Source organism: Oribacterium sp. KHPX15 (assembly GCF_900107835.1).
In the GTDB taxonomy this organism is placed as follows: domain Bacteria; phylum Bacillota; class Clostridia; order Lachnospirales; family Lachnospiraceae; genus Oribacterium.
The window spans coordinates 202,997-216,771 of the sequence record NZ_FNRG01000004.1; the positions used below are offsets into that span (position 1 = coordinate 202,997).

The window sequence follows — 13,775 nt, forward strand, 5'->3', positions numbered from 1 at the left end:
TCTGTAAGGATTATGTCTTCATCCGGATTTGGTGCTGTTAATGTTTTTTATTTGGAGGCTTTCTAATGAATAACGAGTCCGATTATTTTGTTGTTCGGACAAAAGCATTACCGACAGTTTTAAAGAAAGTTGTTGAAGTAAAGAGTATCCTTGAAAACGAAAAGGGGGTCTCCATTGCGGAAGCAACCGAAAAAGCAGGCATTTCCCGCAGTTCCTTTTATAAATATAAAGAGGATATCTTCCCCTTTTATGACAGCTCAAAGGGAAAGACGGTAACTCTGGTTATGCAAATGCATGATGAGCTTGGTTTCCTGTCAAAAATATGCTCAAAGATTTCCGAATACAGAGCCAACATACTTACCATACACCAGTCCATCCCGGTAAATTCCATTGCGACTCTTACTGTATCCATCGAAGTCCGGGAAGACACTTCCGATGTCAATGCCATGATTCAGGATATCGAGTCCTGGCCTAACATACAATATGTGAAGATCATTGCACAGGAACAGTCTACGGTTTAACTATACCTGTCTGTCGCAAGGACAGCATATCTCTTATAACAAAGTATTATAGAGAATCCGTCATAATTAAAGATTTCCCGGAACAAATCCCCGTCAAGAGGCTGTTCAAAATGGTATAATGGTTCTTATAAATCTTATCATGTAAAGGAGTCCTTTATGAAAGTTGCGATTATGGGTTATGGAACCATTGGTTCTGGTGTGGCAGAGGTTCTCAGAGTAAATCAGGAAATCCTGAAAAAGAAGATCGGTGAGCCTGTCGAGTTAAAGTATGTGCTTGATATCCGTGAGTCCATACCTGAAGATAACGATAAGCTCATCAATGACTTTTCCATCATTGAGAATGATGACGAGGTTGGTCTTGTGGTTGAAACCATGGGCGGCATACATCCGGCTTACGAATTCGTAAAAGCCTGTCTCGAGAAGGGTAAGCATTGTGTAACCTCCAACAAGGCTCTTGTTGATGCCTGCGGTTCAAAGCTTATAAGCATTGCCAAGGCACATAATTGTAACTTCTATTTCGAAGCCTCTGTAGGCGGAGGAATTCCGGTCATCAGAACCATACATCACAATTATGCCGGTGAGAATCTCATCGAGATAACCGGTATCATGAACGGAACCACCAACTTCATCCTTACAAACATGCGTGAAAAGGGTGCTGATTTCGGAGAAACTCTTGAAGAAGCTCAGCGTCTCGGCTATGCAGAGCGTGATCCGTCTTCAGATATAGACGGCTTTGACACCTCACGTAAGACAGCCATTCTCCTCAGCATGGCATCCGGTAATCGCTGCCGTCATGAGGATATCTACACAGAGGGTATCCGAGATATCTCAAAGCTTGATTTCTCCTATGCTCATGAGCTTGGCATGTCCATAAAGCTTCTTGGTTCTGTCCAGCAGGTAGAAGATAAATATTTTGCCTATGTTGTCCCTATGATGATCCCGAAGTCAGACCCTCTTTTCAGTGTTGACGGTGTATTTAACGGAATCCGCATCGTAGGTAACTGCCTGGGAACCACCATGCTTTACGGAATGGGCGCCGGCAAGCTTCCAACCGCAAGTGCAGTTGTTTCCGACATAATTGCCGCAGTACGCCATAAAAACGAATTCCAGGGAATCGGCTGGTCCGAAAATATGCTTGAGATAGAGCCCATGGGTTCCAATGCCTTTTCATATTTTATAAGAGTAGAAGGCACATCCTCTGATATCGAAGCTGACCTCAGAGAGTATTTCCTTAACGAAGATTCCGAGCTTAAGCATATAGTATTAGATAACCGAACCGATGAGTTTGCACTTCTTACAGATGTTATGTTCGAGGATGACTTCCTGGATAATGTAAAGGCCTTTGAGGCTAAAACAGGCCGACGCATATTCCACTTTATCCGTACCGAGAAAGAAACCTAGAAAGAAGCTTAAAATGATTTTTGAAAGTAATTCTGCGGAGGACACCTTCGCATTTGGCAAAAAAATGGGTGAAGCTGCAAAACCGGGCGATATCATTTGCCTGGATGGCGACCTTGGCGTCGGCAAAACAGTCTTTACCCAGGGCTTTGCCGAGGGGTTGGGCATTGACGATTATGTTAATTCGCCCACCTTCACCATAGTAAAGGAATACTACGGCCGTATCCCTCTCTATCATTTTGATGTTTACAGAATCGGCGACCCCTCCGAAATGGAAGAAATCGGTTATGAAGACTATTTTTACGGGAAGGGTGTCTCCATCATTGAATGGCCGGAGTTGATCGATGAGCTGATTCCCGAAGAAGCTCACTGGGTTCGCATCAAGAAGGATCTGGATAAAGGATTCGATTACAGAAGAATAGAGTATTGATCTATAGAAATGGATAGAAAAACATGTTGGTTTTAGGTATAGATTCATCAGGACATACTGCGTCATGTGCGCTTATAGAAGACAATCTTGTGCTTTCAGAGTATTCCGCCAATATAGGACTTACACATTCTCAGACACTGTTACCTATGGTGGCTGAGATTTTTTCGCGTACCGGACGAAGTGTCTCAGATCTTGATGCCATCGCAGTCAGTGCAGGTCCCGGCTCTTTCACCGGTCTTCGTATCGGAGCTTCAACAGCAAAGGGTCTTGCTCTTGGTTACGGAATCCCTCTTATAGAGGTCAGCACTCTGGAAGGCCTTGCAAAAAATGTTTCCGATATGGGAGGCATTTCTTCAGGCAGCAAAACCTCCGGAGAAGCAGGGACAGCAACAGACAAAGATGCATTATATGTTCATCCCATCATGGATGCACGCCGTAAGCAGGTTTATACAGGAGCTTTCCTTAATGGCACACTGGTGGGCGAAGAGGAGGCTATAGGCATAGATGAGCTGGCCGAGAAAATCAACAAAGCCGGCGGTCGTCATCTGTTCCTTGGTGATGCCGTACCTGTATACAGAGATTATCTTATGGAACATCTGACTGTAGCCTTTGGTTTTGCCGCACCTCAGAATCTTCTCCAACGAGCCTCATCGGTGGCATTGACAGGTATGGAAAAGCTGAAAGCCGGAGAGACCGTAAGCGGAAAGGATTTCCGTCTCAGCTATATACGAAAGCCGCAGGCAGAACGCGAGAAAGAGGCTTCAGGTCTCAGGGAATTCGATATCACTCATGATGATCCAAACAAGCTTAAAAAGACCTCTGCCGAGGATGTTCTTGCAGCCCGTAACTATAAAATAGGAGAGGGTTCCGGATACGAAGATGAGTCCATACCGGAGAATCTCTGATTTCATTATACTGCCATTCTTATTATAAACAGTCTCTCTCGTTCATGGTGCAGTGACTTTACAATTATGTTTGATTAAAGATTACGTGTGGATCACTTTATTGAGATTTGAATTATGATCACTTTCAACGATATAGATTTTATGGACATACTGGACCTTCCGGAAGTACTTGCACTGGAGAGATTATCTTTCGGCAAAATGGCATGGAGTTCAAAGGACTTTGAAACTGCCCTTTCTTCGGATTATGACTATCCAATGGTTGTCCATAAGCAGCCGGTTAATACTTCAGATCAGGAAAGTTTTATGAACAATCTTGCAGGCTACTCTGTTTTACGACTTTTGGGTCCCGAAGCAGAAATCGAAAATATTTGTGTTTCTCCCGATATGCGAAGAAACGGTATAGGCAAAACACTTATGCAGAAGATGATACAGACAGCCCTGACAGAAAAAGCTTCAGTCATTTTTCTCGAAGTCCGTGCCGGCAATACTCCTGCCAGAGCACTGTACCAGAAATTAGGTTTTAAGGAGCTCTACGTAAGAAAAAGCTACTACAGGGATCCGGTTGATGATGCCATCATCATGCAGCTAAACTTATACAAAAAATAAAGGATTTTAATATATGCTTGATCTTTGTTTACTTGGAACAGGGGGCATGATGCCTCTTCCAAACCGATGGCTTACAAGCCTTATGCTCAGATGCAGCGGAAGCAATATGCTTATCGACTGCGGCGAAGGTACACAGATAGCCATGAAGGAGAAATCCTGGTCGCCAAAACCTATAGATCTGATCTGCTTTACACATTTTCACGCAGACCACATATCGGGATTACCCGGAATGCTTCTGTCTATCGGCAACGCCGAGAGGACAGAACCCATACACCTTGTGGGTCCGAAGGGGCTTAAAAGAGTTGTGGATGGACTTCGCATAGTTGCACCTGAGCTTCCCTTTGAGCTCATATATCATGAACTTGAGGAAAGTGTTCAACAGCTGGAGTTTGGTCCCTTTGTTATCGATGCATTTAAAGTCAATCACAAGGTAACCTGTTATGGCTATAAGGTAAGCATCAGACGCCTGGGTAAATTTGATGCAGCAAAAGCAAAAGAGCAGAATATACCTCTTAAATACTGGAATAAGCTGCAGCACGGAGAGACCATAACCGCAGAGGACAATGTCATTTACACCCCTGATATGGTCATGGGGGCTGCCAGACGGGGACTTAGTGTTACCTACTGCACAGACACCCGTCCGACGCCGACGATTACAGAAATGGCCAAGGATGCAGACCTCTTTATATGCGAGGGCATGTACGGAGAACGTGACAAGCTTGAAAATGCAAAGAAAAACAAACATATGATGATGTATGAAGCTGCGGCAATCGGCGCCGAAGCAAAGCCCCGGGAGATGTGGTTCACACACTATTCTCCAAGTGAAATGCGTCCCGATATCTATAAGGACGACATATGGAAGATTTTCCCTGTAAAATTTGCCCGGGACGGATGGACAAAGGATCTTACCTTTGACGACGAAGAAAAAGAAGCTTGAGAACGGGACCTTCAGAGTTATTGTAATGCCGTTTTCATGCTGTCAAAAATAATGTTTTTAAATACGGGTTCAGAGAACAGGTAATCTTTTTTTCTGAACCCCGGGAGACTAAGCAATGAAGGATATCAATATTTTGGGAATAGAATCCAGCTGTGATGAAACAGCTGCGGCTGTCATAAGAAACGGTCGCGAGGTACGTTCAAATATCATATCATCACAGATAGCCATTCACACCGAATACGGCGGTGTCGTTCCCGAGATTGCTTCACGAAAGCACATAGAAAAAATCGATGATGTTATCTCACTTGCCCTTAAGGAAGCTGACTGCACTTTTGATGATATCGACGCCATCGCTGTAACTTACGGACCTGGTCTTGTGGGAGCGCTTCTCGTTGGAGTTGCCGAAGCAAAAGCCCTCAGTTTTGCATTAAACAAACCACTTGTAGGTATACATCATATCGAAGGGCATATCAGTGCTAACTATATAGAGAACAAGGATCTCGAACCGCCCTTTGCCTGCCTTATCGTATCCGGCGGACATACACATCTTGTAGTGGTGGAAGATTACGGAAAATATGAAATAGTCGGAAGATCCCGTGACGATGCTGCGGGGGAAGCATTCGACAAAGTCGCAAGAGCAGTGGGACTCGGATATCCCGGCGGGCCAAAGATCGATAAAGCCGCAAGAAGCGGTAACCCTCATGCCATAGATTTCCCAAGAGGAACAGTTGCGGATAATCCATACGATTTTTCATTTTCCGGAATCAAATCAGCCGTTCTCAACTATATCAACAAGGCTAAGATGAAAGAAGAAACCATCAATGTTCCCGATCTTTGTGCTTCATTCCAGGAGGCAGTAACCGACTCTCTGGTTTCAAGAGCCATAGGTCTCTGCAAAGAAAGGGGATATAAAAAACTCGCCATAGCCGGAGGTGTTGCTTCCAACTCACATATCCGCTCAAGGCTTGAAAGTGAGTGTGCTGAAAACGGTATCTCTTTCTACCGTCCAAGCCCGGTGCTTTGTACGGACAATGCTGCCATGATTGGCTGTGCCGGATACTACGAGTTTTTGCGTGGTCGCAGGGATGGTCTCGACCTTAATGCCTGCCCGGGACTTAAACTTGGAGAAAGGTAAGCCCGTTAATCGACAATTAACTCTGAGAAGGATATGCACCTTTGTTTTTGCATGTTTTTCTCAGAGTTTTTTATTTACGAATTCTTTGGCAATTAATTATGTTGTATAATCAAAATACAAAAAGAAGATATCAGAGCGGTCGGATAGATCTGCATCCGAATGTCATATATAAATGGTGAAAAACAATAGTTTATGGAGGAGGTATCCATGTACGAAGGAAGAAAAGTCTACGCTATAGTATTGGCTGCAGGCAGCGGAAGACGTATGCATAGCAAACAGAAAAAACAGTTTATGGAGATTCTTGGCAAGCCTCTTTTTGCATGGAGTGCAGAAAAATTTGACCGGCACCCAAGTGTAGACGGAATCATCATAACCACTTCCGAAGAGGACATTCCCTACATGAAATCTTTGACCGGCCCTTTGTCTAAGCTCTGTGCCATTATTCCGGGCGGAAAGGAGCGCTATAATTCTGTTTACAACGGATTGGCTGAGATCAGATCAATCGAGCATATCGATACGGATTCAGCTTCATCCGAAAATGATCCCATCGTTCTTATCCATGACTGTGCACGGCCAATGCTGACGGATCCGATAATCGATGACTCCATCCGTTATGCCGCCAAGTACCACGCAACTGCCATCGGCATGCCCGTAAAAGATACCATCAAAATCCTTGATGAAGATCACTTTGTAAAGTCCACACCGGAACGAAGCTCGGTATGGCTCATGGAAACACCTCAGAGCTTTGATTTTTCTTTGATCTACAATGCTTACAGAAAACTTATAGATCAGGAAAAGGCCGGACGGCTTATGATCCCTGTGACAGATGACGCCATGGTAGTTGAATCCTACACAGGCACAAGAGTCAGAATTGTTGCAGGCTCCTATGAGAACATTAAGATAACGACCCCGGAAGATATAAAAATAGCAGAGCTGTATCTGTCCAGGTAAGCTGTTACCGTGATACTTTTTATCAATCTCAATTCTGCCTTTTTGATCCGGCAACTTTTGCTGAATGTCACAAAAGGAACATTGATATTTATTAATTTTTTAATAAAACTGACATAATATTATAAACAGCTTGAATTAATAAATTCACTCTGTTACCATGGATGAGATTAATCGATATAGGTCAAATAATATGGATTTGATGTTTCTACCCGGTTGCCGTAAATTACCGGACTATCGAATTTTCGATTCAGTATTCAGCTGAAATGTTTTTCAGTGGTTAAATATGTCGGATTGAAAAGGCGTAGAAGCATTGATTCTACGTCTTTTTTTATTTTCACAAAGCTGCAGAAAGGAAGCTGTATGCTTTGCAGACCGGCAGTGCACGGGTGAGCATAGGAATAAAAATCCATGCTTGATTTTCAAAAAAGACTCAGTATCAATGCAAAAGCATCCTGTTAAATGGTCTTTGTTTCGAGTTTTTACAAAGGAGAAGTACCAATGAAAAGATTCAAAAAAATTATGTCATCTGTTCTGCTTGCATCCATGATGCTGTCATCTGTTGCATGTTCAAGCCAGAGTGAGAACGGATCTTCTGCAAATGCAACAACCGCAGCAGCAGATGCAAACGGTTCCGGAGAAAAAGCAACAGAAGCTGCAGGCTCTGACAAGAAAGCTGCATCAGACCTCAAAGTCGGCTTTATATTCTTACACGATGAAAACTCAACATATGACCTTAACTTTATCGAGGCAGCTACAAGAGCCTGCGAAGAAGCAGGCGTAACAGCTGTTTTCAAAACCAATATTCCTGAAGGACAGGAGTGCTATGAAGCTGCCTGTGAGCTTGCAGATGCAGGATGCAGCATCGTTTTCGCCGATTCTTTTGGTCACGAAGATTATATGATCGAGGCAGCTAAGGAATATCCTGAAGTTCAGTTCTGCCACGCTACAGGAACAAAGGCTCATACAGAGGGTCTTTCAAACTATCACAACGCATTTGCAACCATCTTCGAGGGTCGTTATCTTGCAGGTATTGCTGCAGGTATGAAGCTTAATGAAATGATCGAGAGTGGTGCCATCACCGAAGATCAGGCTAAGATGGGTTACATCGGTGCTTATACTTATGCAGAGGTTATCTCTGGCTACACATCATTCTTCCTTGGAGCACGTTCTGTATGTCCTTCAACAACCATGGAAGTTACCTTCACAGGTTCATGGTATGATGAGACAGCAGAGAAGGAAGGCGCAAACAAGCTCATCGAAAATGGCTGCGTTCTTATCTCTCAGCATGCTGATTCCATGGGTGCTCCTACAGCTTGTGAAAAGGCAGGTGTTCCTGACGTTTCCTACAACGGAAGTACCGCTTCTGCATGTCCTAACACATTCATCGTTTCATCAAAGATCGACTGGGCTCCTTACTATGCATACATCATTGATTCAGTTGAAAACGGAACTGAGATCGCAACTGACTGGACCGGAACTCTTGAGACAGGTTCAGTAGTACTTACAGAGCTTGGAACTGCAGCTGCTGAAGGTACTGCAGACGCCATCGCAAAGGCAGAAGAGGATCTTAAGTCAGGCGCAGTTCACGTATTTGATACAAACACCTTCACTGTTGACGGTGCAGCTCTTACATCCTACATGGCTGATGTAGATACAGATGCTGACTACACAGCTGACACAGAGGTTATCAAGGATGGCTACTTTGACGAGTCCGGTGAAGGATTCCGTTCAGCTCCATACTTTGATTTAAAGATCGATGGTATCACACTTCTTGATACAGCATTCTAATTGACATCCGGATTCTATAACTTTTAAAAAACATGGGGAATCTTTAGCAAAGGTTTATATTCTGCCTAATGCAAAGATTTCCCATGTTTCCATTTTTTAATGTTGACACCGTTCACAGGGATGTGAGGGTGCTGCACTTCATAAGCCGGCGGCAGATCCTTTTTACACCCACCTGATTCATAAAGCAGAAAGGCATCAGTTTTGAATAACAACGAAATAGCAGTATCACTTCGTAATATAACAAAGACTTTTGTCGGCACAGTCCTGGCCAACAACAATGTCAATCTCGATATAAAAAAGGGTGAGATCCTGTCTCTTCTCGGAGAAAACGGAAGCGGAAAGACTACCCTCATGAATATGCTTTCGGGTATATATCACCCGGATGCCGGTCAGATCATCATCAACGGAAAAGAAGTTACCATCAACTCACCGAGGGATGCATTTGCCCTTGGTATCGGAATGGTACACCAGCATTTCAAGCTCATCGACATTTTCAATGCAACTGAAAATATCGTGCTTGGTCTTGAAGGTAAACTGAATCTTCAGGAAGCAGAAAAAAAGATCAAAGCGATCTGCGATAAATACGGATTCGAGATCAACACCAGTAAAAAAATATATGACATGTCGGTTTCCGAAAAACAGACTGTTGAGATCGTAAAGGTACTTTTCAGAGGAGCAGAGATTCTTATTCTGGATGAACCCACCGCTGTTCTCACCCCTCAAGAAACAGAGCACCTTTTCCAGGTTATGAGGAACATGAAGGAAGATGGCAAATCCATTGTCATCATCACCCATAAACTTAATGAGATTCAGAGTATTTCTGACAGAGTAGCAGTACTTCGTCAGGGAGAATTCATCGGAGATATGAAGACCGCAGATTCCACCATAAAGGAAATGACCGATATGATGGTAGGTCACACCGTTTCTCTGAACATTGAGAGACCTGAGCCTGTTGATCCGCAGCCTCGTATAAAAGTAGAAAACCTCACCGTTTTAGACGAAGAGGGTGTTGTAAAGCTGGATAATGTCTCTTTCACTGCTAATAGAGGAGAGATCCTTGGAATAGCAGGAATTTCCGGATGTGGTCAGAAGGAACTGCTTCGTGCCATAGCGGGACTTGAAATAGTTAAAGAAGGAAAGATCACATACATCCATAGAGATGGCAGAACAGAGGAACTGCTGGGTATGTCTCCGAGAGAAATCTCAGAACTCGGTGTAAAGCTTTCTTTCGTTCCCGAGGACAGACTGGGCATGGGTCTGGTTGGCAACATGAATATCGCCGACAATATGATGCTCAGATCTTATAGAGAAGGTAATTCAAAAATCTTTACAGATACGAAAGCTCCGCGTGATCTTGCAGAAAAGGTTGTAGATCAGCTCCAGGTGGCAACTCCCAGTGTTGATACACCGGTAAGACAGCTTTCCGGAGGAAATGTTCAGAAGGTTCTTGTGGGCCGTGAGATCGCCTCTGAGCCAAGGGTACTTTTGACAGCCTATGCAGTAAGAGGTCTGGATATTAATTCTTCCTACCAGATATATGACCTCATAAATCAACAAAAGGTCCGTGGTTCGGCTGTTATATTTGTAGGTGAGGATCTGGATGTACTTGTAGAACTTTGTGACAGGATCCTTGTACTCTGTGAAGGTAAGGTAACAGGAATCGTAGACGGAAGAACCACCGATAAATATACATTAGGTTCCATGATGACTCAGAAAGGAGAGGCTTAAGTAATGTCAGCAAAAAATAAAGAGCCTCGTTTTTATATTTCAAAAAGAGCAGATGTAGATAGAAAGACAGCGTGGATTATCAGAATTACTGCGATTTTGATCTCACTTATCGTATGCGGAATCGTAACTATGATCTGTACAGGTGATAATCCTATCTCCATATTCGCAACAATTTTCAAAGGTGCTTTCGGAACCCAGAGAAAAGCCTGGATAACTCTCCAGTATGTGGCAGTTTTACTTATCATTTCTCTGGCTCTTACTCCTGCATTTAAGATGCAGTTCTGGAATGTCGGAGGCGAAGGACAGATATTGATGGGTGGTCTTGCCGCTGCAGCCTGCATGATCACATTGGAAAATAAACTTCCCAATGCAGTTGTCATTCTCCTTATGATAGTGACATCTTTATTTGCAGGTGCAGTATGGGGCGTTATCCCTGCAATTTGCAAAGCGCTCTGGAACACCAATGAAACCCTTTCAACCCTCATGATGAATTACATTGCAACACAGATTGTTGCTTTCTACACCATAGTCTGGGAGGTACCCAAAGGTTCAGGAAAGATCGGAATCATTAACCAGAATTCAAACATCGGCTGGCTCCCGAACTTTGGAAACAAATATCTCCTGAGTATAGTTGTTGCTGCCATTGTCACTGCGGGCATGTATATTTACCTTAAATACACAAAGCAGGGATATGAAATTTCCGTTGTTGGAGAAAGCCTTAACACTGCAAGATACGTTGGTATCAAGGTAGAACAGGTTATTGTCAGAACAATGCTTATTTCAGGCGCACTCTGCGGATTGGCCGGACTTCTGCTTGTTGGCGGTATCAATCATACTATCACCACAACCATAACCAATGGACAGGGATTCACAGCTGTTATGGTATCCTGGCTTGCCAAATTCCATCCTATCGGAATGATCTTTACCAGTCTTCTGATCATCTTTATGGACAGAGGTGCCAGTGAGATTTCCACAACATTTGAACTAAACCAAAGTTTTGCCGATATTCTGACAGGAATTATTCTTTTCTTCATCATCGGTTGTGAGTTCTTTATCAGATACGAAGTAAAGATTCGTAAAGATTCCGGAAAGGAGAATGCATAATGTTTAGTCTGGTTACTTTTATTCCTAGAGCTGTACAACAGGGCATTCCACTTTTATTTGGAAGTACCGGAGAAACCATAACTGAAAAATCAGGAAATCTGAATCTCGGAATTCCCGGTGTTATGTATGTTGGAGCCATATGCGGAGTTATAGGATCATTTTTTTATGAGCAGTCTGTTCCATCAGGCAATTTAAACGGATTCCTTGCTGTTTTTATACCTCTTTTCTGTTCACTTGCAGGATCTTTTCTGATGGGTCTTCTGTACAGCTTTCTTACAGTAACTCTCCGTTCAAATCAGAATGTTACAGGTCTTGCCATGACAACCTTCGGAATAGGCTTCGGAAATTTCTTTGGCGGATCTCTTATCAAACTTGCAGGTGCTGATGTTCCTTCGATTTCATTGTCACAAACTTCAGCATATTTCAGTAAAACATTACCTATGGCTTCACAAACAGGCTGGTTCGGAAAGATATTCCTTTCCTATGGATTTCTTGCTTATGTGGCTATAATCATTTCTCTTATCGCAGCATTTGTCCTGAAGAAGACAAGAACAGGCCTTCATCTTCGCGCAGTAGGAGAGGATCCCGCAACAGCTGATGCCGCAGGAATCAGTGTTACTAAATATAAGTACATTGCAACCTGCCTCGGTTGTATGATCGCAGGCCTTGGCGGATTATATTATGTTATGGACTATGCCTGCGGAGTATGGTCAAATGATGCTTTCGGTGACAGAGGATGGCTTGCAATAGCTCTCGTTATCTTCACTATATGGAAAACCGACGTCGGTATCTTTTCTTCCATTTTGTTCGGAGGATTATACATACTGTATCTTTACCTTCCAACAGGAACCCATACTGAATACAAAGAGCTTTATAAGATGATTCCCTATGTGGTTACACTGGTGGTTCTTGTTATAACAAGCATACACAATAAACGCGAAAATCAGCCTCCACGGAGTCTCGGAACAAACTACTTCAGAGAAGAACGATAAAGAAGGTATAAATATGAATTGTCTCGAAGAAAGAATAGTAAAAGACGGTATAGTAAAAGAAGGAAACATTCTTAAAGTGGACAGTTTCCTTAATCATCAGCTTGATGTCAATTTATTTGATCAAATGGGCAAAGAATGGGCAAAGCGATTTGAAGGTATCGAAATCAATAAGATTCTGACTATCGAAGCCTCCGGAATAGGCATAGCCTGTGTTGTCGCAAGGCATTTCGGAGTACCTGTTGTATTTGCCAAAAAGTCTAAGAGTGTAAACCTTGATGGTGAAATGTATACGGCAGAAGTAGAATCCTTTACCCATAAGAACAAGAATCTTGTTATAGTGTCGAAAAAATTCCTGAACAAAGATGATAAGGTTCTCATCATAGATGATTTCCTTGCAAACGGATGTGCTCTGCAGGGTCTTATATCTATAATAAATCAGGCAGGAGCATCTGTTTCAGGCATAGGAATAGCTATCGAAAAAGGCTTCCAGAATGGCGGTCAGATAATCCGGAACATGGGCTATAGACTGGAGTCTCTTGCAATTGTAGATTCCATGGATGCTTCCACAGGAGAAATAAAATTCAGAGATTAAAATAATCTTTGATTAAAAGCAGTTCCCAAAACATCAGTTAGAGGGAACTGCTTTTTTTATTTAATTTTCAAAAGATGAATTTTTTCTAAAAAAGTCTTGACGGGAAAAGTGGGATAGTATATATTAAGCAAGTCGCCAAAAACGACAAATTACTTAAACCAATATTATTTAAGTAAAAATTTAATATGCAGAGGTATCGAAGTGGTCATAACGAGGCGGTCTTGAAAACCGTTTGTCCGCAAGGGCACGTGGGTTCGAACCCCACCCTCTGCGCTCGGGATTTTAAAAATCTCAACAGAACCTTGAAAATCAAAGATCGATTAATACACAGACCCTGAAGATTCTATAAAGAAGATTCAGAAGCGGAGGATCTTTAAAGATCTGAAGCGAGACCAAAAAGGTCTAAAGCGAAAATACAATCGCAGTAAAGAAAACGGACAAAACAGAAGCCAAGCTTAGTTTTGAACGGGAAGAGAACTTAAAGAGAGAAATCTCTTAACATTTAATATGAGAGTTCGATCCTGGCTCAGGATGAACGCTGGCGGCGTGCCTAACACATGCAAGTCGAACGAGCGAGAGATGAAACCTAGTGATTCTCAAGCGAGTGGCGGACGGGTGAGTAACGCGTGGGTAACCTGCCTTACAGAGGGGGATAACAGTCTGAAAAGACTGCTAATACCGCATAAGC

At 42.9% G+C, this 13,775-nt stretch carries 13 protein-coding genes, 1 tRNA gene, 1 rRNA gene and 1 riboswitch; all 15 genes read left to right on the forward strand.

Features of this window, described 5'->3' with window-relative positions:
- Positions 1 to 65: 65 nt before the first annotated feature.
- Positions 66 to 521 carry an ACT domain-containing protein gene (locus BLV86_RS04625; protein WP_031550594.1) on the forward strand — a complete coding sequence of 152 codons (456 nt, stop codon included), beginning with the start codon at positions 66 to 68 and terminating at the stop codon, positions 519 to 521.
- A 156-nt stretch (positions 522 to 677) separates the two neighbouring features.
- A complete protein-coding gene (locus BLV86_RS04630) occupies positions 678 to 1,922 on the forward strand; it encodes a homoserine dehydrogenase (RefSeq protein WP_090815294.1) in 1,245 nt (414 codons plus the stop codon).
- A 13-nt stretch (positions 1,923 to 1,935) separates the two neighbouring features.
- Entirely contained in the window at positions 1,936 to 2,349 is a 414-nt protein-coding gene (gene tsaE / locus BLV86_RS04635) for a tRNA (adenosine(37)-N6)-threonylcarbamoyltransferase complex ATPase subunit type 1 TsaE (RefSeq protein WP_090815295.1), read from the forward strand.
- A 23-nt stretch (positions 2,350 to 2,372) separates the two neighbouring features.
- On the forward strand, positions 2,373 to 3,254 hold the full coding sequence (tsaB, locus tag BLV86_RS04640; protein ID WP_031550588.1) for a tRNA (adenosine(37)-N6)-threonylcarbamoyltransferase complex dimerization subunit type 1 TsaB: 882 nt from the start codon (positions 2,373 to 2,375) through the stop codon (positions 3,252 to 3,254).
- A 114-nt stretch (positions 3,255 to 3,368) separates the two neighbouring features.
- Entirely contained in the window at positions 3,369 to 3,860 is a 492-nt protein-coding gene (rimI, locus tag BLV86_RS04645) for a ribosomal protein S18-alanine N-acetyltransferase (RefSeq protein WP_090815296.1), read from the forward strand.
- A gap of 13 nt (positions 3,861 to 3,873) precedes the next feature.
- Positions 3,874 to 4,797, forward strand: coding sequence for a ribonuclease Z (locus BLV86_RS04650; protein ID WP_090815297.1), 924 nt, complete (start codon positions 3,874 to 3,876; stop codon positions 4,795 to 4,797).
- A gap of 115 nt (positions 4,798 to 4,912) precedes the next feature.
- Positions 4,913 to 5,932: a tRNA (adenosine(37)-N6)-threonylcarbamoyltransferase complex transferase subunit TsaD gene (gene tsaD, locus BLV86_RS04655; RefSeq protein WP_090815298.1), complete on the forward strand. Its 1,020-nt coding sequence runs from the start codon at positions 4,913 to 4,915 to the stop codon at positions 5,930 to 5,932.
- Positions 5,933 to 6,139: 207 nt separating this feature from the next.
- Positions 6,140 to 6,883 (forward strand): 2-C-methyl-D-erythritol 4-phosphate cytidylyltransferase, encoded by a 744-nt coding sequence (ispD, locus tag BLV86_RS04660; protein ID WP_090815299.1) that lies wholly within the window; start codon positions 6,140 to 6,142, stop codon positions 6,881 to 6,883.
- 152 nt (positions 6,884 to 7,035) lie between these two features.
- A riboswitch (purine riboswitch) is annotated at positions 7,036 to 7,137 on the forward strand.
- 244 nt (positions 7,138 to 7,381) lie between these two features.
- Positions 7,382 to 8,671, forward strand: coding sequence for a BMP family ABC transporter substrate-binding protein (locus BLV86_RS04665; RefSeq protein WP_090815300.1), 1,290 nt, complete (start codon positions 7,382 to 7,384; stop codon positions 8,669 to 8,671).
- Between the two features lie 201 nt (positions 8,672 to 8,872).
- Positions 8,873 to 10,399: an ABC transporter ATP-binding protein gene (locus tag BLV86_RS04670; RefSeq protein ID WP_031550574.1), complete on the forward strand. Its 1,527-nt coding sequence runs from the start codon at positions 8,873 to 8,875 to the stop codon at positions 10,397 to 10,399.
- A 3-nt stretch (positions 10,400 to 10,402) separates the two neighbouring features.
- Positions 10,403 to 11,503, forward strand: a complete 1,101-nt coding sequence (locus BLV86_RS04675) for an ABC transporter permease (protein WP_031550572.1) — start codon at positions 10,403 to 10,405, stop codon at positions 11,501 to 11,503.
- Positions 11,503 to 12,495, forward strand: coding sequence for an ABC transporter permease (locus BLV86_RS04680; protein ID WP_031550570.1), 993 nt, complete (start codon positions 11,503 to 11,505; stop codon positions 12,493 to 12,495). Before BLV86_RS04675 ends, BLV86_RS04680 begins: the two co-directional genes overlap by 1 nt.
- Before the next feature lie 13 nt (positions 12,496 to 12,508).
- Positions 12,509 to 13,087, forward strand: coding sequence for a xanthine phosphoribosyltransferase (locus BLV86_RS04685; RefSeq protein ID WP_031550569.1), 579 nt, complete (start codon positions 12,509 to 12,511; stop codon positions 13,085 to 13,087).
- Positions 13,088 to 13,274: 187 nt separating this feature from the next.
- Positions 13,275 to 13,360, forward strand: a tRNA-Ser gene (locus BLV86_RS04690).
- Positions 13,361 to 13,590: 230 nt separating this feature from the next.
- Positions 13,591 to 13,775, forward strand: a 16S ribosomal RNA gene (locus BLV86_RS04695); the annotation flags it as partial.